The sequence below is a fragment of the Planktothrix mougeotii LEGE 06226 genome (genome assembly GCF_015207485.1).
Classification (GTDB): Bacteria; Cyanobacteriota; Cyanobacteriia; order Cyanobacteriales; family Microcoleaceae; genus Planktothrix.
In genome coordinates this window covers 1-22,827 of the sequence record NZ_JADEWU010000044.1, presented here as the reverse complement: position 1 = coordinate 22,827, position 22,827 = coordinate 1, and the positions used below count along the sequence as shown (strand labels likewise).

20 protein-coding genes and 1 tRNA gene are annotated in these 22,827 nt (G+C 39.2%); 15 read left to right on the top strand and 6 right to left on the bottom strand.

Annotated elements, in window-relative coordinates; genetic code table 11:
• Positions 1 to 71: 71 nt before the first annotated feature.
• Positions 72 to 1,607 (bottom strand): tetratricopeptide repeat-containing S1 family peptidase, encoded by a 1,536-nt coding sequence (locus tag IQ236_RS17460; RefSeq protein ID WP_228041705.1) that lies wholly within the window; start codon positions 1,605 to 1,607, stop codon positions 72 to 74.
• A gap of 251 nt (positions 1,608 to 1,858) precedes the next feature.
• On the opposite strand from IQ236_RS17460, the gene hisF reads away from it, so the two are divergent.
• The 5 genes from hisF (at position 1,859) to IQ236_RS17435 (ending at position 4,882) form a co-directional block, all read left to right on the top strand.
• A complete protein-coding gene (hisF, locus tag IQ236_RS17455) occupies positions 1,859 to 2,644 on the top strand; it encodes an imidazole glycerol phosphate synthase subunit HisF (protein WP_193870471.1) in 786 nt (261 codons plus the stop codon).
• Between the two features lie 582 nt (positions 2,645 to 3,226).
• Positions 3,227 to 3,457 (top strand): hypothetical protein, encoded by a 231-nt coding sequence (locus IQ236_RS17450; RefSeq protein WP_193870470.1) that lies wholly within the window; start codon positions 3,227 to 3,229, stop codon positions 3,455 to 3,457.
• On the top strand, positions 3,411 to 3,836 hold the full coding sequence (locus IQ236_RS17445) for a type II toxin-antitoxin system VapC family toxin (protein ID WP_322744228.1): 426 nt from the start codon (positions 3,411 to 3,413) through the stop codon (positions 3,834 to 3,836). Before IQ236_RS17450 ends, IQ236_RS17445 begins: the two co-directional genes overlap by 47 nt.
• Positions 3,837 to 4,187: 351 nt before the next feature.
• Entirely contained in the window at positions 4,188 to 4,466 is a 279-nt protein-coding gene (locus IQ236_RS17440) for a hypothetical protein (RefSeq protein ID WP_193870497.1), read from the top strand.
• Positions 4,463 to 4,882 (top strand): type II toxin-antitoxin system VapC family toxin, encoded by a 420-nt coding sequence (locus tag IQ236_RS17435; protein ID WP_193870468.1) that lies wholly within the window; start codon positions 4,463 to 4,465, stop codon positions 4,880 to 4,882. Before IQ236_RS17440 ends, IQ236_RS17435 begins: the two co-directional genes overlap by 4 nt.
• Positions 4,883 to 5,062: 180 nt before the next feature.
• On the opposite strand, the gene IQ236_RS28230 is transcribed toward IQ236_RS17435, so the two are convergent.
• Positions 5,063 to 5,776, bottom strand: coding sequence for a rubrerythrin family protein (locus IQ236_RS28230; RefSeq protein ID WP_193870467.1), 714 nt, complete (start codon positions 5,774 to 5,776; stop codon positions 5,063 to 5,065).
• A gap of 136 nt (positions 5,777 to 5,912) precedes the next feature.
• On the opposite strand from IQ236_RS28230, the gene IQ236_RS17425 reads away from it, so the two are divergent.
• From IQ236_RS17425 to IQ236_RS17415, 3 genes are all read left to right on the top strand, one after another.
• Entirely contained in the window at positions 5,913 to 6,377 is a 465-nt protein-coding gene (locus IQ236_RS17425; RefSeq protein ID WP_228041704.1) for a Fur family transcriptional regulator, read from the top strand.
• Positions 6,378 to 6,498: 121 nt separating this feature from the next.
• Complete coding sequence (locus IQ236_RS17420; RefSeq protein WP_072717818.1) at positions 6,499 to 6,711, top strand: hypothetical protein; 213 nt, start codon at positions 6,499 to 6,501, stop codon at positions 6,709 to 6,711.
• A 104-nt stretch (positions 6,712 to 6,815) separates the two neighbouring features.
• Positions 6,816 to 6,888, top strand: a tRNA-Ala gene (locus tag IQ236_RS17415).
• 4 nt (positions 6,889 to 6,892) lie between these two features.
• On the opposite strand, the gene IQ236_RS17410 is transcribed toward IQ236_RS17415, so the two are convergent.
• Positions 6,893 to 8,422: a carboxypeptidase M32 gene (locus IQ236_RS17410; protein WP_193870466.1), complete on the bottom strand. Its 1,530-nt coding sequence runs from the start codon at positions 8,420 to 8,422 to the stop codon at positions 6,893 to 6,895.
• Positions 8,423 to 8,709: 287 nt separating this feature from the next.
• On the opposite strand from IQ236_RS17410, the gene IQ236_RS17405 reads away from it, so the two are divergent.
• From IQ236_RS17405 to IQ236_RS17380, 6 genes are all read left to right on the top strand, one after another.
• A complete protein-coding gene (locus IQ236_RS17405) occupies positions 8,710 to 9,405 on the top strand; it encodes a hypothetical protein (RefSeq protein ID WP_228041703.1) in 696 nt (231 codons plus the stop codon).
• 46 nt (positions 9,406 to 9,451) lie between these two features.
• Positions 9,452 to 11,335 carry a hypothetical protein gene (locus IQ236_RS17400; protein WP_193870465.1) on the top strand — a complete coding sequence of 628 codons (1,884 nt, stop codon included), beginning with the start codon at positions 9,452 to 9,454 and terminating at the stop codon, positions 11,333 to 11,335.
• Positions 11,336 to 11,550: 215 nt separating this feature from the next.
• Positions 11,551 to 12,258, top strand: coding sequence for a hypothetical protein (locus tag IQ236_RS17395; RefSeq protein ID WP_228041702.1), 708 nt, complete (start codon positions 11,551 to 11,553; stop codon positions 12,256 to 12,258).
• 41 nt (positions 12,259 to 12,299) lie between these two features.
• Positions 12,300 to 14,801 (top strand): ATP-binding protein, encoded by a 2,502-nt coding sequence (locus IQ236_RS17390; RefSeq protein WP_193870464.1) that lies wholly within the window; start codon positions 12,300 to 12,302, stop codon positions 14,799 to 14,801.
• Positions 14,802 to 14,807: 6 nt separating this feature from the next.
• On the top strand, positions 14,808 to 16,268 hold the full coding sequence (locus IQ236_RS17385; protein ID WP_228041701.1) for a DUF1802 family protein: 1,461 nt from the start codon (positions 14,808 to 14,810) through the stop codon (positions 16,266 to 16,268).
• Between the two features lie 53 nt (positions 16,269 to 16,321).
• A complete protein-coding gene (locus tag IQ236_RS17380) occupies positions 16,322 to 16,930 on the top strand; it encodes a cyclin-dependent kinase inhibitor 3 family protein (RefSeq protein ID WP_193870463.1) in 609 nt (202 codons plus the stop codon).
• 52 nt (positions 16,931 to 16,982) lie between these two features.
• Here IQ236_RS17380 and arfB read toward each other — a convergent pair whose 3' ends face one another.
• Both arfB and IQ236_RS17370 read right to left on the bottom strand, forming a co-directional pair.
• Entirely contained in the window at positions 16,983 to 17,399 is a 417-nt protein-coding gene (arfB, locus tag IQ236_RS17375; RefSeq protein ID WP_193870462.1) for an alternative ribosome rescue aminoacyl-tRNA hydrolase ArfB, read from the bottom strand.
• A 355-nt stretch (positions 17,400 to 17,754) separates the two neighbouring features.
• Positions 17,755 to 18,972 (bottom strand): glycosyltransferase family 4 protein, encoded by a 1,218-nt coding sequence (locus IQ236_RS17370; RefSeq protein WP_193870461.1) that lies wholly within the window; start codon positions 18,970 to 18,972, stop codon positions 17,755 to 17,757.
• Between the two features lie 288 nt (positions 18,973 to 19,260).
• On the opposite strand from IQ236_RS17370, the gene IQ236_RS17365 reads away from it, so the two are divergent.
• On the top strand, positions 19,261 to 20,076 hold the full coding sequence (locus IQ236_RS17365) for a hypothetical protein (protein ID WP_193870460.1): 816 nt from the start codon (positions 19,261 to 19,263) through the stop codon (positions 20,074 to 20,076).
• Between the two features lie 88 nt (positions 20,077 to 20,164).
• Here IQ236_RS17365 and IQ236_RS17360 read toward each other — a convergent pair whose 3' ends face one another.
• Positions 20,165 to 22,636 carry an ATP-dependent Clp protease ATP-binding subunit gene (locus tag IQ236_RS17360; protein ID WP_193870459.1) on the bottom strand — a complete coding sequence of 824 codons (2,472 nt, stop codon included), beginning with the start codon at positions 22,634 to 22,636 and terminating at the stop codon, positions 20,165 to 20,167.
• Positions 22,637 to 22,827 lie beyond the last annotated feature (191 nt).

Sequence of the window (22,827 nt, the reverse complement as noted above, 5' to 3'; positions counted from 1 at the left end):
ATTTTTATCTTTATTTTTGATTAGGCGCACTATTCCGACCGGGGTAATTTTGATTAAATTAAGTTCAAATTTTAACGACGGGGTGAACTTAAGGAACGAATAAAATTAATAATTTCTTGATCACGGGGTTTAAATCTTAAGGCGGTTAATGCTGAAGTCCTAGCTTGTTGATATTGCTTCATTTTAGCTAAAATTTGAGCTTTTAATATCCACAATTGAGGATTTTCTGAATTTAAAGCTAAAGCCTTTTCCGCCGAATTTAATGCTTGAGAATAAAGTTGTAATTTTAATAAGATTTCTCCCCGTAGCTGCCAAATTTTTTCTTGTTGGTGATCTAATTTTAACGCTTGGTCAAAGGATAGAATTGCTTCTTCATAATTTTTTAATTGCTCATAAGCCATGCCTCGATTTGTCCAAGCTTCAACGAAATCTGGTTTTAAATTTACAACTTGCTCATAGGATTTAATCGCCTGTTCATACTGTTTTAAATGATTCATTAATAAATTTCCCCGCAGATACCAAATTTGATAATCATCGGGTTTAATCTTAATGGCAATATTCCAGGCTGATAACGCATCTTCATACTGTTGTAATTTAATTAAAATTTTCCCTTTTTCTCGCCAAGCTAAATAAAAATTGGGCTGAATTTGTGTTGTCCTAGAATAAGCTTGAATTGCTTCTGAATACTGCTTTAATTGTGCTAAAGTATTACCCCTTCCGTACCAAGCAGGATAAAAATTAGACTGAATTTTTAGGGCTTGATTAAAGGCATTTAACGCCTGATGCCATTGTTCTAATCTATAGAATTGATTTCCCCGATTTGACCACTCTAAGGCTGTTGATGCTCCCCCTAATTCCGGGGCTTTTAAAACTTGATTAATCGATTGTAATTCCGTTGCTTTTAGGGGGGAAGGCGGTTGACGAGTGATGTTAAAATTTAACGCAATTCCTGATTGTAAAAACTTCCGAATAGGAATTCCCGCACTATATCCTAAAGTCACACGGGAAACTGATCCGAATTCAGGATTTTCAAAAATTTGTCCTTCGGATTTCCCATGAATTCCAATTACCCGACCCTCACTATCTAAAATCGGTGAGCCACTCATTCCCACTTGTGTTCGATTCGTATAAAATAAATCATATCCTCTGGTAAAGGGTTCTTTAATTAAGGTAGCTTTTTCCGCTTCACTCATTAATACTCCGGCTGTAAATAGTCGTCTGCGGTCAGCAAGCGGTAATTTAGAATCCGGCCATCCTGAAATAAAAATATATTGAGCTTTCCGCTCATAATCATAATCCGCTAGATGGGCGATCGCATAAATTTTATCACTGGTAAAAGACAAAATCGCTAAATCAATTCCCGGTAATTTAATCACTTGATTATAATCAATCGGATACTGCTCACCATCAACAGTAATAATGGTATATTCATCAGGCGTTTTAACAACATGATTCGCCGTTAATACAGAATAAGTATTGTTGTTTTTAGCAATAATCACTCCCGATCCTGGATTTGCCCCCTCAATTAATACGGTAATCGGTTGACTAATACGATTGATTTCTTGAGCCGTTAATGCTATACTTTTAGAAGTAAAAATTAAAACCAATATCAAGCTAATTATGGTCAAAAACCCTAGTTTAAAAAAAGGATAACGGATGAAGTGATATTTCATGTTTGTCCCCCCAAATTTGTTCTGAATGATGACTGCTTATTCCTTCCAGTAACTTCAGATTCATCCGGTTCCGGTTTCTCATTCCTCCCAAAACTTCAGAAGTGTTTCCTGGCTAAAATTGCTATAAACTGAAACCAGGGATTTTTTACCCTAAATTTTGGTGTCCCAATGCACAAAGCGTAATTATGCTTGCGAAACGAATTTTGCCTTGTTTGGATGTTAAAGCGGGTCGAGTAGTGAAGGGGGTGAATTTTGTTGATCTCAAAGATGCTGGTGATCCGGTAGAATTAGCAGCGGCTTATAACGATGCAGGAGCCGATGAATTAGTCTTTTTGGATATTACGGCGACCCATGAAGACCGAGATATTATTTTTGATGTGGTCTATCGCACCGCCGAACAAGTCTTTATTCCCTTAACCGTCGGGGGTGGAATTCAAAACTTAGAAATGATTAAAAATTTGTTAAGAGCCGGGGCGGATAAAGTGAGTATTAATTCGGCGGCGGTTCGTGATCCTGACTTAATTAATCGAGCCAGCGATCGCTTTGGGGTACAATGTATTGTGGTAGCCATTGATGCTCGTCGTCGCACTGATCCCGATAATCCGGGTTGGGATGTTTATGTCCGAGGCGGTCGGGAAAATACCGGAATTGATGCTCTTAAATGGGCTGAAGAAGTCACCCAACGCGGCGCCGGGGAATTGTTAGTTACGAGTATGGATGCGGATGGAACCCAGGCGGGATATGACTTAGAATTAACTCGAAAAATTGCCGAATCTGTGGAAATTCCCGTAATTGCATCAGGGGGTGCGGGAACTTGTCATCATATCTATGAAGCGTTAACGGAAGGTAAAGCCGAAGCAGCTTTATTGGCGTCGTTATTACATTATGGTCAATTAAGCATCGATGAAATTAAGACCTATTTAGCCGATCATCATGTTCCAGTTAGACAACTGGAGAAACCCGGTTTCTAATTCAATAATTGCATCAAATCCAGATAGTTTCAGAAACCCGGTTTCTGTGGGGCGATCGCAAAAACTCAAGAAACCGGGTTTCTAATTAAATTAATGGCATCAAATCCAGATATTGTGAGAAACCCGGTTTCTGTAGGGCGATCGCAAAAACTCAAGAAACCGGGTTTCTAATTCAATTAATGGTATCAAATCCAGATATTGTGAGAAACCCGGTTTCTGTAGGGCGATCGCAAAAACTCAAGAAACCGGGTTTCTAATTAAGATAGTTTCAGAAACCCGGTTTCTGTAGGGCGATCACAAAAACTCAAGAAACCGGGTTTCTAATTCAATAATTGCATCAAATCCAGATATTTTGAGAAACCCGGTTTCTGTGGGGCGATCGCTAATATCCAACACCTCATCAATTGTTATTTAGGTTGTTTCCCTATTGCAATAATAACATCAACATCTGTCCACAACAGTCCTCAATCTGTACAAGTCACTCAACAACCCCACCCAACCCTAACTCAATCGCAATCTTCGCTTCTGTCCATCCTAAATTGCTATAATAACAATCAGCCCAAAAATCTCAATATTAAGATAATGTCTACTTATAGCGAGGTACTGAGTCAGGCTCAAAATCTCACTCCTGACGAGCAACAAAAACTTTTAGAAGTATTGTCAGCATTGATGCGTGATCGGGTAACAACCCAGACTCAGGGTAGCCGTGAAAGATTACCCAGAAAAAATTTCAAGAGATGGCGCGGTTTTTTGCCGTATCGTGTCGATGCTTTGGAATTCCAGTTGCAAATTCGAGAAGAATGGGATGATTAATAAATATCTTCTCGATACCAACATCTTGATTTACTACTTTAATGATGGGTCAGAAGTTCAGCCTATATTTGATGAAATTGAAGTGGGAGATGCAGAGGCATTTTACTGTCCGATTAGTTGGGTGGAGTTACTTTGTTACCCGGCATTGACGGAAGAAGAAGCGAATGAGATGCGAGAATTTTTGAGGCTTCTTAACTGCGTATCATTGACAGAATCAGTTTTAGATCGTGCAGCCCAAATTCGTCGAGATTATCGCTTGAAACTAGGTGATGGTATAATTGCAGCCTGTGCTTTAGTTGAGGGATGTGTTTTGGTAACTCGTAATGCTAAGGATTTTAAGCGCGTTAATGGGTTAACTATATTGAATCCATTTGATTAGGTAAAAAAAGGGGCGATCACAAAAACTCAAGAAACCGGGTTTCTAATTCAATAATTGCATCAAATCCAGATAGTTTCAGAAACCCGGTTTCTGTGGGGCGATCGCAAACACTCAAGAAACCCGGTTTCTAATTCAATAATTGCATCAAATCCAGATAGTTTCAGAAACCCGGTTTCTGTTTCCCTCGTTCCCAGGCTCCGGCCTGGAAATGCTATGATAGAGGCTCCGCCTCTATTCTTTATTGGTAAGAGAGCCACCTTTTGAGCATTTCTAGGTAGAACCTAGAAACGAGGGAACAAGGGATTTAGAAATAATGTTAAAATCAAATTGTTACTTAACGTCTAAAATAGGATGAATTCACTAACAGAAGTTGAAGTGGCTATTCAAAAATTATCTGCTATTGAAGTCCGTCAATTGGCAGAATGGTTACAAACTTATCTGAATACTGAAGGGAATACAGAACACGAAGAAGAAACTGAGCAAAAGGTAACTTGTGTTCAAAATCAACAAAATGCTTGGGATGTCTTAGAATCAATAATGGGAACTGTTGAGGCTCCTCCAGATTGGTCAATCAATCATGATCATTACCTATATGGAACAGCAAAACGTTACCCAGATAATTCTCAATGAGCAATTCCCGTTTACTACTAGATACGGTTTTTATTCAAGCCTTATTAAATCCTCGTGATCAGTATCATGATCAAGCTAAAAAATGGTTAAATCCCGTTAGAAATGCTGCTGAAGTGTGGGTAACAGAAGCAGTTTTAACGGAAGTTGCCAATGCGTTGAGTGCTATTAATCGGAATTATGCTGTTAGATTTATTCAACAATGTTATGAAACAGACAATATTTATGTGGTTACTGTAGATACAAAGTTACTAATTCGTGCGCTTCAACTTTATGAAGCACGCCCTGATAAAACTTGGGGTTTAACAGACTGTATTTCATTTATTGTTATGGCAGATCAAGGTTTAATCAATGCCGTAACGGCTGACCTTCATTTTATACAAGCTGGTTTTAGAGCTTTATTGTTAGAAAATCCTTAATAAAAAAGTTCAGATAGTTTCAGAAACCCGGTTTCTGTGGGGCGATCGCAAAAACTCAAGAAACCGGGTTTCTAATTAAGATATTTTCAGAAACCCGGTTTCTAAGATTAGGCTGCGATCGCAAAAACTCAAGAAACCGGGTTTCTAATTAAGATAGTTTCAGAAACCCGGTTTCTAAGATTAGGCTGCGATCGCTTCTTCGTAAACCATAAAGGTCTTTTTCGTTGCGCCACAAATCGGACAAGACCAATCATCAGGAATGGCTTCAAAAGGTGTTCCGGGGGCGATTCCAGAATCAGGATCACCCATAACCGGATCATAAATCATAGAACATTGACGACAAATCCATTTTTGAGTTTGAGGATCGGAACTTGCCGATTTTGGGGTCGGTGCGACTCCATCTAAAGCATTCAGGGCTTCCGTATATTGATTGGCGTGATGATGCTCAATGGGAGTTAAAAAGCCAAAGTTAGAAGCCGCTTTGCGGAAAATTCCGGCGTGTTCACGAGATTCCGCTTCCTGCTCTTGGAATTCTGCTACAGCCTTTTCATCGCGGTCAGTAACAGCTTGGGCGGTGAATTCGGGGTACATCGTGGTGTATTCGTAGGTTTCCCCTTCAATCGCCAACTCTAAACACCGGGCTGCAATTTTTTTCTTTTCTTCGTCGGATAAAGCATCGGGGTCAGTGACGACTAATTCAGGATGCAGCAGGCGGAAATGGGCAAAAGCGTGTTCTGTTTCTTGGTTTGCGGTTTCCCGAAACAGTTTGGACAAATCCCCCATCCCTAATTTTTTGGTGACTTCGGCGAAAAACAGATATTTGCGGTTCGCCATTGATTCGCCACCAAAGGCTGCTTCCAGGTTTTTGACGGTTTGTTTGTTGGATAAGTCCATCGTGTCTCCTCTTTTTGAACTTGTTATATCTAAGAATAATTCTTAGTTTTGAGTTTGTCAAGAGCTTGAATGAGATTAATGTAAAGTTAAGTAACTTAAAATAAACGTTATGATATGTAACACTAGATTCAAGCGAATGTCATACCCAGTTATGGAAGGTCACAATAAAACGGCTGAGATTAGTCAACAGATGAAACAGAAGGGTTTACGCATTACCCCGCAACGGTTTGCGGTTTATGCCAATCTCTTGTCCCGTTGCGATCATCCGACGGTGGATGATATTCTCACGGATATTAATCGGGAACTTCCTATTGCCTCAAAAGCCAGTGTATATAGTGCTTTGAGCGTTTTACGCGAAGTGGGATTAGTGCGGGAGGTGCTTCTGGATGAAGGCGTAACTCGCTATGATGCCAAGGTGGAGCCCCATCACCATTTTGTCTGTGAAGGCTGTGGTCAAATTCAAGATTTAGCCTGGGATGTGTTCAAAAATTTACAGCTTAACCCCTTACCATCAGGGTTTCAGGTGAATGCTTATGAGATTACCGTTAAAGGGTGTTGTGATCGCTGTAATGCAGACCGGGTGGAAGATCAAAATCCGTAAAATTACACAGAGCAAGAGCAGAGAACATTTTGAGGCGATCTGGGCTGTGAAGGAATCCCTTGTACTCGCATTCTGTTCCGAACACCTGTTAGAATAGAAGAAATGTTACGAAACGTAACTTATGCTGATTCCTATTCTAATAATTGATGTCGCCCTCGTTGCTTGGTCATTACACCTGATGAAACAAGCCGTCGAGTGCAAAGAATTTTCCTTTATGCTGGCTGGTATTTTAGTCGCCTTATCAGCCGCTGCTATGGGGGTTGTGTATTTCCTGATGGGATCTTGCATTGACCACATTGCCCAAATGTCTCAACACGCTTATTCCTATTTTTAGTGCCGATTTGGAGTGTCCCAGACACCCTTGTCTGACACTCCAAAAAAATTTTTGTAAACCCCTTGACAAACCATCGGATTAACGACTATATTGGAATACTGCAAGGGGTTATAGCTCAGTTGGTAGAGCACCGCAATGGCATTGCGGGGGTCAGGAGTTCGAGTCTCCTTAGCTCCATATTTTACAATTTACAGTTGTAGAGATATTCATATTTATGACGAATATAGTCCAGAAATGGATTAATGGTTAACGGGGAACCTGTGACCTGTTCAATTAACTCTTGGGTTGTAAATTTACGACCGTGTTGATAAATATTGTGTTGTAACCAGTCTAACAGTCGCTTCACGTTTCCCCGTTCAATTTCAAAGGGAATTTCAGGATCGTTATGAACAACTTTATCATAAATTTGAGCCGCGATTAAATTTCCTAATGTATAACTTTGAAACATTCCGCCAATCAATCCAACATACCAATGTACATCCTGTAAAACTCCCTCGACATCTGTTGTGGGAATAACGCCTAAATCCTGTCTATATCGTTCATTCCACGCTTGAGGTAAATCAGAAATTGCTAATTTTCCTTCTAACATCGCTAACTCTAAATCAAAGCGAATCATGATGTGTAAATTATAGGTAACTTCATCCGCATCCGTCCGAATTAAAGAAGGTGTCACTTTATTAATGGCTTGATAAAATTGCTGGGTGGTAACTTGTCCTAACTGTCGCATAAATACCCCTTGTAACCGAGGATAAAACCATTCCCAAAATCCACGACTACGACCAATAATATTTTCCCATAAACGGGCTTGACTTTCATGCAAACTAGAGGACGCACCCCCCGCTAAAGGTGTCCCTTCTAACTCTGGAGAAATTCTCTGTTCATAGAGAGCATGACCGGTTTCATGAATGGTACTAAATAATGCTTGTTCGAGATGGTGTTCATAAACACGAGTGGTAATTCGGACATCATCAATGGAGAACTTTGTCATAAAGGGATGGAGAGTTTTATCTTGTCGTCCCCGTTTTAAGTCATAACCCAAACAGTGAATGACTCCGATAGTAAATTTTAATTGTTCTTTAGAAGAAAAATTCTGATATAAATAAGAGTCATCTAAAAGAGAGGAGTTTGCAATTGTCTCGACGATGGGAACTAACTGTTGACGCAAAGGTTCAAACAGCGATCGCACCGTCGCCACCGTTATTCCTTCATCCTGTAAATCAATTAAGGGATCGGCAATATGGTCATACCCTGGAAAACACCGAGCATACTCCTGGCTTAATTCTAAGGTTGTTTGTAAATAAGGCTGAACAATGGCAAAACTTTCGGCTTCCCGTGCTTTTCCCCAAGCATTATAGGTGGCTGATTGATGTTGAGAAATCTCGGCCATGAGTTGCGAGGGAACCCGCACCGCCCGATGATAATCTCGACGGGTGACACGAATTAAACTGGCTTCTAGGGAATTATAGGGAAGATGAGTTTCTTCGGTTTGTAAGTCTTCTAATAGTTTTCCCAAAACTGGATCAATCAATTTTTCATGGGCGAGACGGCGTAAGGTTGCCATTTGTCGCCCTCTGGCGATCGCACCACCAGGAGGCATATAGGTTGCTTGATCCCAATGCAATAGGGAAATGGCTGCTTTAATATCGTTAATTTCCGTGAGGCGATTAAGCAGTTGTGTGAATTTAGGGTTTGGGGACAGGAAAGCGGACATGAGGAAACCGAGCAATCGGATGTTGTGATTTAAGAACAGCTTAATCGATGAATGGGTAATGGGCAATTACGAATTACGAATTACGAATTACGAATTACGAATGGGCAATAGGGAATGGGCAATGGGCAATGGGTAATGGGGAAATTAAAATTAACCTGGGTATCAAAATTTTTTAAACTTTACAAGAATATACGGATAAACGCTCATTAAAATGAACATTCAAGCTTTTAATTGAGCCTGATTTGATGTAGAATTTAAGCGGCTTATTCAATACTGTCATCGATAATATGTCATCAACACCTTCTATAGATGCTTCTAATTCCGTTTCTTCTACAACTGAAACGATTGAAAAAACTCGTTTCCTCTTGACATTATGGGCAATGAGTTGTACCGATGGCGAGGTCAAAAAAAGTGAATTGACCAGTAAAGTTAAGCAAAAACGCAAGGGAAAAAAGGTTGGTGTTTCTCAAAGTCTTTACGACGAACTACAAGCGGCGGATATCATCAAAATTTATAAGCGAAATCAAACGCCTATGGTATCGATTACCGATACTGGAAAACAACAGTTAATCGCGGCGTTAACAAATCCTGACTTTGTTTTTGATGCAACGGTTGTGGCGTCTCGGTTAGCCAATGGGTTAGTTGAGTTAATTCGAGAATTTTATCAAGGGGGAATTCCGGCTACATCGGTTAAACAAGCTGTTATTGCTTCTTATGAGGAGTTTAAAGCGATCGCCCTTCAGGTGTATGATCAATTAAATAAGGATTATAACTACGATAACTTAGTTCCGATTTATCGCATCCGACGGACGATTGGTGAGCAGGTTACTCGTTCACAGTTCAATGAATGGATGTTAGAAATGCAAGCCAATGATATTTTTCAGTTGATTGGAGGGAGTGTAGAAGATAGCGCACCCGACAAAATTGAAGATTCTATCAGCACAGAACTGGTTGGCTTACGTTGTTATGCCAAACGGTTATAAAGCTTTTCTAATCCTTCATTATTCACCCCTTATTTTTGGTTAAATTATGACGACTTCTGAGTTTAGCAACATTGACGATCTGATTCAGCAACATAATCCGTTTGCTGGACATACAGTAGTTAGAAATTCTCAAGTTTGGGGTAAAAGTTTACCTGATGTCCCCTCAATTAATGCTCATGTTTCTGATACGGTTTTTGAGGCGATTCATAAAATCAATCAAAACTCTATGCAAACTGTAGGGATTACAGTTGTTGGTGAAAAAGGATTAGGTAAAACTCAAGTGATTAGTCGCATTCGCCATCATTATAAACAAACCGATCAAGTCTTGTTTATTTATATGGGAGACTATGGCGAAAAACTATCTAAAATCAAAAGCAAATTTCTGGAAACCCTAACTTCCAGTTTAAGAGCTTATGGTCAATATGAAGGAATCATGCAATGGCAAGAAATAGCTGCCCATTTAATTAATGAAGCCAAAGGATGGAATTATACCGCAGAACAATATATTCAAAGATTTCCTGATTGGTTAAATAAACATTCAACTAAGGCTGTTGATCATTTTACAGACTTAATTTTTTCCAAACAAAATCAAATCATTGAAAATCCCTATATAGTCAGAGCTATTTTATGGACACTTTCTCGTCCCCATGCTATCTATGCAACTTATTGGTTATCGGGGATGGAGTTAGCAGAAAGACAAGCTCAAGATATGGGATTACCCAACTTCAAAACTGGAGAAAAAGAACTAGAATCTTTTAAGACAACTTGCCAAATTCTGAATTTAGTGAGTCAATATAAAATTCCGGTTATCTGTTTTGATGAACTTGATACAATTCATGTTGATGAGTTAACGGGTTTTTCCTTAGTCCAAATCACTGCAAGTATGGCTAAAGATTTATTTAATAATATTAAGCGGGGTTTATTGGTTCTAGCAATGTATGAAGAAACTTGGGGACAAGTTAGATCTTTGCCCCAAGCAGAAGCCGTTATTCATAGAATTGCGAGTTATCCTCAATTGGGACAACGGATTTCTTTAAACTATTTAAAGCCAGATGATATCATCGCATTAGTATCTCAATGGTTAAAGGAATTTTACACCCAGTATCAAGTTGTTCCTCCTCATTCTTTATATCCATTTACGGAAGCTCAACTGATAGAATTAGGGAAGCAAAGACCAATGACTAGAGGTGTTTTAAGTTGGTGTGCTTCCCAGTGGAAAAAAGACAAAATTGATCCTCCAGCTAACCTAGATGTCGTTAAACCTGCTTTTGAAAATGAACTCACAGAAATTGAACAGAAAATTACCGACCTTTTAGAAGACAGTGATCAACTTGCGGAAACCTTAGCTTTTGGCTTTGAACGCATTATTGGAAAAACGATTGAAAATGTCGAAATTAAAAGTATTGAAAGATTTAAACAGAGAAGCTGTTATCTTCATTTCAAAATCAATGGCATAGAAAACGGTCAACTTGTTAAAATTGGATTAGCTGTGATGCAACAATCAGGCGGAAATGCGCTTCAAGCTATTCTTAAACAACTGGGAGATTATAAAAGATTTGATTTAACGCGAGGGTGTTTAGTTCGGTCTAAAAAAATTAGTCCTAGTGCCAGATTAGCACACAAATATCTCAACGAACTTCAAAACGAAAAAGGTGGAGAATGGGTTCGTATCCCAGAGGAAGATATTAAACCTTTATTAGCCATATACGCAGTTTACAAAAATCAAGAAAGTTATGGGTTAAAACCCGAACAAATTGTTGATTTTATCGAAAAATCAGAATTAGTTGTTAAAAATCCGATCATTTGTGAAATTCTGAGTGACCCTTCCGGTCAAGCACCCGATGGTTTAATTGATGAAGATATCCCCATTAGTATTCCTCAAGTTACCTCTGGTTTAGACAGTGACTTGACCTATAACTTTTTAGATTGACAGAACTACAATTTTATCGGAAAAATTCAGTTTTTCTCGACTGTGTTTTGAGTCGTGGGGTTTGATTGTTTTCTAACAATCTCCTCTGGTATCAAAATATTTTAACTTTCCCTCAATGTACGGATTGATGCGAGTTAAACTGAATATCTCAGCTTTTAATTATTCCCGATTTGATGTAAAATTTAATCAGCTTATTCAAGACGGTCATCGATAATATGTCATCAACACCTTCTATAGATTCTTCTAATGCTGTTGCTTCTACCACTGACGTAACAAACAAAACTCGCTTTCTGTTAACCTTATGGGCCATGAGTTGTAGTCAGGGTGAGGTTAAAAAAAGTGAATTGAACAGTAAACTCAAACAAAAGCGTCAGGGAACAAGCTTTGGCGTTTCTCAAAGTCTTTACGACGAATTACAAGCCGCAGATGCGATCAAAATTTATAAGCGAAATAAAACGGTCATGGTGTCTCTGACGGATACCGGAAAACAAATGTTAATCGCGACGTTAACAAATTCTGATTTTACCTTTGATACAACGATTATCGCCTCTCGGTTAGGGAATGGATTAATTAAGTTAATTCGAGAATTGAATCAAGGGGGAATTCCCGCTACATCGGTTAAACAAGCTGTGATTGCTTCTTATGAAGAGTTTAAAGCGATCGCCCTTCAGGTGTATGATCAATTAAATAAAGATTATAACTTAAATGATTTAGTCCCAATTTATCGCATCCGACGCACGATTGGGGATCAGGTTAGCCGTTCACAGTTCAATGAATGGGTTTTAGAAATGCAAGCTAATGATATTTTGCAATTGATGGCTGGAGAAATGCCCGATATAACACCGGATAAACGGGAAGACTCCATTACTCTACCCAGTGGTAAGTTTCGCTACTACATTAAACGTTTAGATTCTGAAAACTAAAACAGATTTCTTTGTTGTTTCCACCCTCACACCTAAAGACTATGACTAATCCTTCGGTTTCTCCACTTAACGAAATTCATGCAGCGATTAAAAGTTATAACCCTTTTAAGAATGCTGGTATTGTTCAAGAGCAAAATATCTGGGGTAAAGGCTTTCCTGATTTAACATCATTAAACAAAAAAGCCTCAGATACAGTTTTTAAAGCCCTTGAACAAGTTAAAAATAGTCAATCCAGTCATGAAAAAGTAACAACACTGGTTTGGACAGCTTCACAAGGAGTTGGAAAAACTCACAACTTAAAACGCATTCGGAAACATCTTGAAAAAGAAGGAGGAGGATTATTTGTTTATGGTAATGCCAATAAATATAGTGATCTCAATTTAATTAAATATCAATTTCAACAAACTTTAGCAAATAGTTTGGCGTATCCGGGTAGTCAAGGCGTATCACAGTGGCAAGAAGTGGCAGCAGCAATGGCAAATGAAGCTCTTAAAGCAATTAACCCGAATGCAGCTATCGCTTCTCCTCCTCAACTGGTTAACCGATTTGATCAAGTTTATACCAATTGGTTGAATCAGGGTAAAAACTTAATGACTAAACTGAGTCAAAAAGTTTTGCAATCTAAACGTCAAGCCGATCCATATTTTGTTCGTGCAATTTTATGGACACTTTCTCAAGATTATTCACCTTTAGCCATTAAATGGTTAGCGGGAGATGCTCTGGATCAAACAACTGCGGATTATTTAGGACTTCCTTCCAACTTCAATAAAACAAATCAAGAGCGAGAATCTTATGCTTTTGATTCTATATTGAAGATTCTTAACTTAGTGAGTCATTATAACTCAGTTATTATTTGTTTTGACGAAATTGAATCATTAAAAGTTAATGATGCTGGGTTTACAACCCCTCAAGTCATAGCTGAATTAGTGCATAATATTTATAACTCTTTAACACAATCGGAATTAGGTCAAGGAGTTATTATTCTTACAGTTCTCTTACCTGATACCTGGCTAAACTCAATCTACTCTACTATAAAGGGTGGTATTGTAGAAAGAATGTCAAAATATACTAATGGGAAACCTATCAATTTAGCTCCTCTAAACAGTAATTCTATTGTTGATTTAGTAAGTTTATGGTTACAAGAGGAATTATACAAACCTCGACATTTAACTCCGCCTCATCCAGTCTACCCATTTGATGAAAATCAGCTAAGAGCTTTCGGTAAAGAAAAACCTTCAGTTAGGGAAGTTTTAGATTGGTGTGCAGAACATTTTGATGTTGATGCTCCTTTACCCGATAATCCTTCAGAAAGATTCAAACTAGCTTTAGAACAAACCAGTCAATCTATCCCTGAAAATTATTTAGAAGACAATAATTTTATTGCTGAGGTTTTAGCTTTAGCCTTTAAAACCTTAAAAGATGAATGTTTAGAAGGTGAAACTTCAAGCGGAGAAAAACTTAACTCAGTAGTGGTTCAAGATATTGCTGAAGTCGAACCTAAAGCTATGAATCAAGGTTGGATTAATTTTAAATTAATAGGTCAAGAACAGGATAAACCGTTTAAAATCGGTGTTGCAGTGATTCAGCAACTACACGGAATTTCTGTGGGTGCAGGAATTAAACGATTAAGTGATTATAAAACCTATGATCTAAGTCGTTGCTGTTTAGTTCGCTCCAAAGATAGAAAAATCAAAGAACAGTGGGACTCCTATAATGTTCTTAATCAAATGATTGAAAAGCAAGGAGGAGAATGGGTAGATTTAAGCGGAGAAGATTTAAAACCTTTGATTAATATATATTCTGTTTTTCAAGAAAAAACCAACTATCGATTAAGCGAAGAAGAAGTCTTAGAATTTTCTAAAGAGTTAACAAAAAATAACTCATTGCTAGTAGAAATTTTAAGTAAGCCATCTGGTCATATTGAACCTGATAATGATGATGATATAGAACTGCTTAAAGCCCTTACTGAACATAAGAAACCGAATCTTCAACCTGATAAACTGAATACTGAAAATGGCAGTAAACTTCTAACTACTGACATTACAAATGGTAATGATAAAGCCTTGATTGATGCTTTTACCGAACAGAATAAACTGAATCCTGAACTTGATGGTAAACTTCTAACTACTGACATTACAAATGGTGATGATAAAGCCCTGGTTAATGCTTTTACTGAACAGAATAAACTGAATCCTGAACTTGATGAAACGAATCCTAAAAAAGAAAAAAATATTGCATTTCTTTTCAACGATTCTAAATATGAAGTCAGTTCTTGGAAAGAATTACTAATTACGGTTTGTAATTTAATGAAAAGTAATCATGAAAGCGAATTTGATAAAGTTCTTGACCTTAAAGGTCGTGAACGTTATTACTTTAGTAATGATCCGAGTCAATTAAAACGATCAGAGCAAATTCAAGGAACCGATATTTATGTAGAGATTAACTTAAGTTCCGAGAAAATCAAGAAAAATGTTAAAAATATTATTGCTTTATTCGGATATCCAGAAGATAGCATTTCATTTGAAATTAAAGGAGAAAATTAATCAATCATGGCTATCATGAATCAGCTACCTATAGCAACAGGTTTCTGTCTCCCTGCGCCTGACATTGAAGCCTTAAACCAAGGTCGAAATATCTTAGTAATGCCTCGAATATTTATGAACCCAGGGCGACTATTTGCCCTTTATCCAACGGATATAGAATTTAATTCCTTACCGTTAGAACAATATTATCGTCCGGGTTTTATTCCAATCGCTCAACAAAGTCTGGCAGAACTAAATCAAGATAAAGTTAAAATTAAAGTTTGGGCTAAATGTGAACTTTGCCAAACCCTGAATGAACCAGAAGAGCTTGAAACCTTATCAAAATTAACCGTTTGGACAGCAGAAGCCTTACACAAAACCCTTGAACAACGGGGCCATATTTTTCTAGCTTATTTTCGGGTTTATCGACTTCCAAAACCCCTAGAAATTGATCCCGTTTCTAATAGTCGGTTTATTTCCCTTCCTGCTACTATAACCGTTGATGAAAGTCAAGCCATTCTTGATTCTAATCAGTTTGAAGCTCTATATCGAAAAATTCTCAATCGTCAACCCCCAGAACATCCTGAATTAGAAGAATTAGAAACAGCGATCGCCCAGTTTCAAACTAACTCTTTATCTCAGGAAGAACAACTCGGTTTAAACCTTTTACAAGCCAATATTCATCAATTCTTAGGTTGGAAAACTTCACAACCTGCCAATTTAACCGATGATTCCAGCTTAAATTGGATCAATGAAATAGCAGTATTAGGAAACCGAAGTAAAGAACTAGATGAAGGCAAAAGCAACTATCAAGCCGGAACAGACTTTGAGAATATTGTCAAAAAAAGTTTAGAATTTTTAGGTTTTACTATAGACTATGCTCATAAAGGAGGTGCAGGAGGATTAGATTTATTTTGTTCAAAACCATACCCCTTAGTAGGAGAATGTAAAGCTGGGAGAAAAATCCCTAATCCTACAGTCGTTCAACTCTTGAATTTAGGAACACTGCGTTTAAAAGATGAGAACCTGTTTAAACAAGCAGCTAAATTAATTATAGGCCCCGGTGAATTAACTCCAGCAGTGCGTGATGCAGCAAAAGTACATGGTATGGCAATTATTAATCCGATGACATTAGAAAAACTGGTAAAACTCGAAGCTCAATATCCCGGTTCAGTTGACTTAATTGAACTCAAAAACTATTTACAAAAAGGTCAAATGGATGATAACATAGATGAATATATTAAAATCGTGTTTAATCGTTTAAAATTGCGATCGCATATTGTTCAACTATTTAAAAAACTCAATCAACCCATCAATTTAGATAATGTCATCGGGGCTTATTCCTTTTCTAACCCCCCACAACCCTTAGAACCGGAACAATTAAAAGAAATCCTAATTGAACTGTCTTCACCCCTAACAGGTTACTTAGGACGCACACCCGATGATCGCTTTTACTTTCTCAGAGAACTCATAGTAGACCAAAATTGATGTTTTGATTAAAATTCGTAAAGCAGTTTGACGTCAAATTTATTGACATAACCATGAACTACGCCAGAACATCAAATAACTTCCCCATTACCGTTGATTTTCTCCCCCCTGACGTCATCCCCTTTAACGGAAAAATCGGCATGACCTACGCCCCCGGAAAATCCCATCAAGGGATGCACGTCCTCTGGGATCGTAGCTTATATCACGACCTAGACCGCCTGCGCTATTTCTATCACACCGATGTTTTGGTTTCCCTCATTGAACCCCACGAATTTCATAAAGTCCAAATTCCCACCCTCTTTCCCGAAGCCGAAGCCAGAGGAATGGAAACAATTTGGTTCCCCATTCCTGACTTAAAAGTTCCGACCTCAATGGAAGGCGTTATTAACCTAGTCCCCCAAATTCTCGATCGCGCTAAAGCAGGTAAAACCGTTGTCGTTCACTGCATGGGAGGTTTTGGACGCACGGGAACCATTATATCTTGCTGCTTAGTGACGTTAGGCTATACTCCAGAAAATGCGATCGCCATTGTCCGCCATACCCGTGAATATTGCGTTGAAACCAGCGAACAAGAAGAATATGTCAGCAAATTTGCCCAAGCGTGGAAACAGTTATCAGTAGAGACGTGCCATGGCGCGTCTGTACCAGTTATCAGTAAATAAATGAGGCTTTAACAACTCGTGGGTGGGCTTTTTTTTAACCCTAAATTCACTCTTACTCTGTATCAACTTTGCCGCGCATCATTTTTAGGTGCGATCGCTTCGTTTTACTATCCATCCGCTTTCTTTGGGAACTGCGAGAGGGTTTACTCGGTTTGCGAGGTTTAGGAATTGCGATCGCACGTTTAATTAACTCTTGAAGTCGTTGCAGTGCTTCTTCTCGATTCTGTTCCTGAGTGCGGTGTTCTTGCGCTTTAATGACAATTACCCCATCTTTAGTCAGGCGCTGATCATTAAGGTTCAATAGTCGATCTTTGTAATATTGGGGTAATGAAGAAGCCATAATATCAAAACGCAGATGAATTGCACTAGCAACCTTATTAACATTTTGTCCCCCAGCACCCTGAGAACGAACTGCACTCATCTCAATTTCCTGTTCTGGGATGCTCACCGTCTTAGAAATTTCTAGCATAGTTTATTAATAATCTTATAAGAATATATAGCATTGTTAAATAATTTGTGAACGGCGTTGAAAAACTTATTTCATAAGGATTAATGATTTATATCCCAAATGAAAACGTGGAACAGGCATCTTGCCTGTTTCTGTGATGTGACCTGTGACGACCTGTGACGGGCAAGATGCCCGTTCCACATTCAGTAGAAATAAATCAAGGATGTGATAGATCTATACTCAATATTCTGGTTATTTAGACGATATTATGCTTGTTTATTTCTGGGCTGAAATTAACACGCTTTGCTATTTAATTTCAAACTGATAACTGATAACTGGTACAGACGCGCCATGGCACGTCTCTACTGATAACTGATTAAACAACATGGCTGAATTCTAAACGTTGTTCTTGAACTAAATCTCGATAGAGATGTTCTAATTGAGTAATATTTTGGCTGAGGGTATAACGTTCTAAAACCCGTTGACGAGCTTTCTGACCCACAATCGGAATCATTTCCGGGTGATCTCGTAATAGAGGTAATAGGGTTCGCAGTTGAGACGTAACGCCTTGAGTCTTCATAATAATTCCAGCGCCGCCTTCCATGACTTCCCCATCGGCCCCCGCATCCGTCGCCACACAAGCCGTCCCACAGGACATTGCCTCTAATAACGAGATCGATAACCCTTCCACCATCGACGGTAACACAAACACATCCGCCCCCCGCAGAATTTCAATCCGTCGATCTTCATCTCCTATGAACCCAAGCCAGATAATCCCCTCTTCTCCGTTATAAGAGGCTTGTAACGAAGCTTCCATCGGCCCATCACCCACGATGACTAATAAACAACCTGGCCCCATTTCCGACTTTTTCCAAGCTTTGAGCAGGGACTCTACATTTTTTTCCGTTGCTAAACGGCCTTGATACACAAAAACCCGTTCTGCACTCAATTCTTCCTTAAACCGGGATGGCCCTGGAGAATATTTTTCCACATCCACGCCATTTGGAATCACCGCAACCCGATGTTTCGCTACTCCCAAACGGTTGAGCATTTCCCGTTGAACTTGGGAAAACACAATCACACGGTCATAGTTTGCCAAAAATGGCGCGTAGATTTGATAGGTTAAATGTTGGGTCCCCGATTTGATATTGCGTAATTTGTGATCAAAAGGGGTGTGAAACGTCGCCACCAAAGGAATATTCAGTTCTGCACAAATTTCAGGTAAAACGAAATCTAACGGCGAAAGGGTCAAAGACGCATGAACAATATCCGGTTTCAACCGTTGTAGAGACTCCGTTAGGACTTTGCTGGAACTGAGGGTGGGAATGGTATAAACCTGGGACTTATACAGACAAGGCAAAGACACCTCCTGAGTCATGGGGAAGGGTGTCACCTTACTATTTTTGTCCGGTGTAGAAATTTTCCAACTGCCATTTTCCAGTTGCCATTCAGGGGTGCGGTCATTCGTTGCTTCATGGGCAAAGTGCAGAAAGCTGACTCGATGGCCCCGGTCTAACAGGGCGTTCGTGATTTCCCTAGAATAAGTAACGTTACCGCAAAAGGGTGATTTTTTTCCAAGCCAAGCAATGTGCATTCAAGTGATTTGGAATTTCTTAAAATTTGTTTGTTGAGCATGACTTTACCACGATTACTGCGTTCTGTCCTCAAATTAGTGGAACTCATCAGAAGGCTGACGTTATTTGGGCAAGTTGGCATCGGAATGTCGGCGGTGGAGTGACTGAGTGGGGGGATAGGAAATTGAAGACAATTAAATTTTAGATGTACAATAGCTTATTCAATTTATTGTAACGATAGAAGAACCTAAAAATATAAGTTTTGGGATTCATCGGTTTACAGGGGATGTTTTTAACTTTACAAAAATATGGCAGACAAACAAAAAGATATTTGGGACAAAGCCGCAGTGATTGCTAATCTCGTTTCTGCTGCGATTATTGCGGGTATTGGCATGGTGATTAATAGTTACCAACAGCAACAAAATTTAATGATTCAAGAGCAAAGGGCGATGATTGAACAAGTTCAAAATCAAGCCAGAAATCAACAAGTTAATGCTCAATTAGTAGAAGCTTTAATTGATGAATTGTCGGATAATAATACACAAAATAATTTACGACAAGATATTGCTTTAAGTGCTTTATATAACACTTTAAAAGATCAAAATAAAGCCTTGATCACGGATATTACAGAGCGAATTCTCGTCAATATGATGAGTTATAATGATCTGACGTTTCTTTATGCCTATGAAATTTTGAAGCAGGAAGCACCCGAACGGGCAAAACCTGTTTATAATAAAATGTTAAAGAAATTTCATCCGGTTTTAGTTTCAGGACAAGAAGTAAAACCAAATCCTGATTTAATGTATAAAATTTCTCAATTAAATAGTGAACATAATTTGCATTTTGTCTATATCCACTTTCAAAACGAACAATTGAGATCGACGGCTAAAGCGTTACAAAATAGTTTAAATCAAATAGAAGAAAAATTATTAGCTCCTAGTATTAAATTAATGCCCGGAGAATATTCTCCTGAAATTCGCTATTTTTATGAGGAAGATTTACCGACCGCGACCCAAGTTAAAACCTTGGTGGAGAAACAATTGAGTAAACCCTTTATTCTCAAAAAGTTGGGAACAGAAGGGGAATTACCCCAAGGTCAAATTGAAATTTGGATTCCTCAATAAGTCGCTTTTCTAGGCTTTTCCCTCGGAATTTACAAGAAAAGAAAGAAAAACCCATCCTACTCAGTAAAATGGGTTTTTCTCAAGGGAATTATGAGTGAGTAATAGCGTATTCACTCATCGAATTTAGGGCTTGTTCTCCGGGTAAAATAATAACTTTCCCGTCAGCACCTAAGTCAACCAAGGCACTATCCCCATCTTTAAGATTTCCGGCTAATAATGCTTCTGCTAAAGCATCTTCTAACAGATTCATAATTGCCCGACGTAACGGTCTTGCGCCATACTTGGGATCAAAACCAACATTAACTAAATGTTCCTTAAACCGTTCACTCACCGTTAAGGTAATCTCCCGTTCAGTTAACCGAGCTAAGAGTTCTCGCAATAAGATATCTGCAATTTCCTTAACTTCAGATTTCTGCAATTGACGGAAGACAATAATTTCATCCAAACGGTTGAGAAATTCAGGACGGAAATATTGTTTTAGTTCCTCATTGACTAAATTCCGAATACGGTTATATTGTTGATCTTCTTCCGAAGCTGACCACTCAAATCCTAAACCGCCGCCGCCTTTTTCAATTACCTTAGAACCCACATTAGAGGTCATGATAATTAAGGTATTTTTGAAACTGACAACGCGACCTTTAGCATCAGTTAATCGTCCATCTTCTAAGATTTGTAATAACAAATTGAAGACATCCGGGTGAGCTTTTTCAATTTCATCAAATAACACCACCGTATAGGGACGACGACGCACGGCTTCCGTTAATTGTCCGCCTTCATCATAACCGACAAACCCTGGGGGAGAACCGATTAATTTAGATACCGTATGTCGTTCCATATATTCCGACATATCTAAACGAATCATCGCTTCTTCTGACCCAAAGAAATAGGCAGCTAAGGCTTTGGTTAATTCCGTTTTTCCGACTCCTGTAGGGCCAGAAAAAATGAAACTGGCAATAGGTCGATTAGGATTTTTTAACCCCACACGAGCTCGACGAATGGCGCGAGAAACGGCATTCACCGCTTCATGTTGACCAATTAATCGTTGATGTAAAATATCTTCCAAATTCAATAATTTAACCGATTCAGATTCAGTTAATTTATTGACCGGAATTCCTGTCCAAGCCGCTAACACATCGGCGATATCTTCTTCGGTAACAATTAAAGACCCAGAAGCAGAATTGACTTTTTCACTGGGGGTTTCCAGTTTGTCTTTAATTTCTAATTCGCGATCGCGCAATTGGCTGGCTTTATCAAAATCTTGCACTTTCACCGCCGTTTCTTTTTCGGCAATAACTTTCGTTAATTCCCGTTTTAATTGACGCAATTCGGGGGGAACTTTAGAATTCATCACCCGAACTCGCGAACCCGCTTCATCAATTAAATCAATGGCTTTATCGGGTAAAAAGCGATCGCTAATATAACGGTCGGATAAGGTCGCGGCGGCATATAAGGCTTGATCAGAAATCGTTAATTGATGGTGTTGTTCATAGGCGCGACGCAACCCAAACAAAATTTCAACGGTTTCTTCAACGGAGGGTTCACCCACCATCACGGGTTGAAACCGACGTTCTAAAGCGGCGTCCCGTTCAATATATTTGCGATATTCATCCAGGGTGGTTGCTCCCAAACATTGCAACTCACCCCGCGCTAATGCAGGTTTAAGCATATTAGAGGCATCCATTGTGCCTTCAATAGCCCCTGCACCGACTAGGGTATGCAGTTCATCAATGACTAAAATAATATTTCCGGCGGTGCGAATTTCCTCAACAATGGTTTTTAGTCGTTCTTCAAATTCTCCCCGGAACCGGGTTCCCGCCACTAAGGTTCCCATGCTTAAGCTGATCACTTGTTTATTTTCCAGCACATCGGGAACATCATTATTGACAATGCGTTGAGCCAAGCCTTCCGCAATGGCTGTTTTCCCAACACCGGGTTCCCCAACTAACACGGGGTTATTTTTCGTCCGACGTCCTAAAATTTGAATCACCCGCTCAATTTCCCGTTCCCGACCGATCATTGGATCGAGTTTACCTTCGGCGGCTAATTGGGTTAAGTTCGTGCCAAATTCATCTAAGGTGGCTGTTTTAGCGGAACCCCGACGACCGCTTCCTCCAGAGGTTACGGTTTCATCGCCTAATGCTTTAATGACTTCGGTACGGAGTTGAGAACGGTCAACGCCCAGATTTTCTAGGACTTTGGCGGCAACGCCTTCGTTATCCTGCAATAATCCTAATAAAATATGTTCTGGGCCAATATAGTTATTCCCCATTTGGCGAGCTTCTTTCATCGCCATTTCAAAGATGCGTTTCGCCCTAGGGGTAAAGGGAATTTCAACCGGGACAAAACCTGAGCCCCGACCAATAATGGCTTCAACTTCTTTCTGTACGTCGCGCAGGACTAACCCTTGGGCTACCAGTATTTTAGCGGCAATATTGCTCCCTTCGCTCATCAAACCGACTAACAGTTGTTCGGTTCCCACAAAGTTATGTCCCAGGCGTCGCGCTTCTTCCTGAGATAACATCACCGCCTTAATTGCTTTATCAGAAAAATATTCAAACATTCTCTGTGCTCACTCCCGTATAACGTTTGCTTTTTATGGAGTTGTCATCCCTCTGGCGAGAGTGATGATAGGTTTTAAGATCCAGATGTAAACTTTTGTTTAGATACTATACCTAATTTATCGTTATCGGGTTGAAAGTGTAGTGAGGACAGCCGTAATTTTTGGACGGGGGGATGGGGGGACAAGGGGAC

Bases quoted from the DNA above. Each gene is read 5' to 3' on its own strand.
- IQ236_RS17370 (WP_193870461.1), bottom strand. From the start codon at position 18,972: ATGCACATTGCTTGGCTTGGAAAAAAATCACCCTTTTGCGGTAACGTT.
- IQ236_RS17405 (WP_228041703.1), top strand. From the start codon at position 8,710: ATGTCATCAACACCTTCTATAGATGCTTCTAATTCCGTTTCTTCTACA.
- arfB (WP_193870462.1), bottom strand. From the start codon at position 17,399: ATGCTAGAAATTTCTAAGACGGTGAGCATCCCAGAACAGGAAATTGAG.
- IQ236_RS17435 (WP_193870468.1), top strand. From the start codon at position 4,463: ATGAGCAATTCCCGTTTACTACTAGATACGGTTTTTATTCAAGCCTTA.
- IQ236_RS17385 (WP_228041701.1), top strand. From the start codon at position 14,808: ATGGCTATCATGAATCAGCTACCTATAGCAACAGGTTTCTGTCTCCCT.
- IQ236_RS17380 (WP_193870463.1), top strand. From the start codon at position 16,322: ATGAACTACGCCAGAACATCAAATAACTTCCCCATTACCGTTGATTTT.
- IQ236_RS17365 (WP_193870460.1), top strand. From the start codon at position 19,261: ATGGCAGACAAACAAAAAGATATTTGGGACAAAGCCGCAGTGATTGCT.
- IQ236_RS17445 (WP_322744228.1), top strand. From the start codon at position 3,411: ATGCTTTGGAATTCCAGTTGCAAATTCGAGAAGAATGGGATGATTAAT.
- IQ236_RS17450 (WP_193870470.1), top strand. From the start codon at position 3,227: ATGTCTACTTATAGCGAGGTACTGAGTCAGGCTCAAAATCTCACTCCT.
- IQ236_RS17390 (WP_193870464.1), top strand. From the start codon at position 12,300: ATGACTAATCCTTCGGTTTCTCCACTTAACGAAATTCATGCAGCGATT.
- IQ236_RS17440 (WP_193870497.1), top strand. From the start codon at position 4,188: ATGAATTCACTAACAGAAGTTGAAGTGGCTATTCAAAAATTATCTGCT.
- IQ236_RS17425 (WP_228041704.1), top strand. From the start codon at position 5,913: ATGTCATACCCAGTTATGGAAGGTCACAATAAAACGGCTGAGATTAGT.
- IQ236_RS17400 (WP_193870465.1), top strand. From the start codon at position 9,452: ATGACGACTTCTGAGTTTAGCAACATTGACGATCTGATTCAGCAACAT.
- IQ236_RS17410 (WP_193870466.1), bottom strand. From the start codon at position 8,422: ATGTCCGCTTTCCTGTCCCCAAACCCTAAATTCACACAACTGCTTAAT.
- IQ236_RS17360 (WP_193870459.1), bottom strand. From the start codon at position 22,636: ATGTTTGAATATTTTTCTGATAAAGCAATTAAGGCGGTGATGTTATCT.
- IQ236_RS17420 (WP_072717818.1), top strand. From the start codon at position 6,499: ATGCTGATTCCTATTCTAATAATTGATGTCGCCCTCGTTGCTTGGTCA.
- IQ236_RS28230 (WP_193870467.1), bottom strand. From the start codon at position 5,776: ATGGACTTATCCAACAAACAAACCGTCAAAAACCTGGAAGCAGCCTTT.
- IQ236_RS17395 (WP_228041702.1), top strand. From the start codon at position 11,551: ATGTCATCAACACCTTCTATAGATTCTTCTAATGCTGTTGCTTCTACC.
- hisF (WP_193870471.1), top strand. From the start codon at position 1,859: ATGCTTGCGAAACGAATTTTGCCTTGTTTGGATGTTAAAGCGGGTCGA.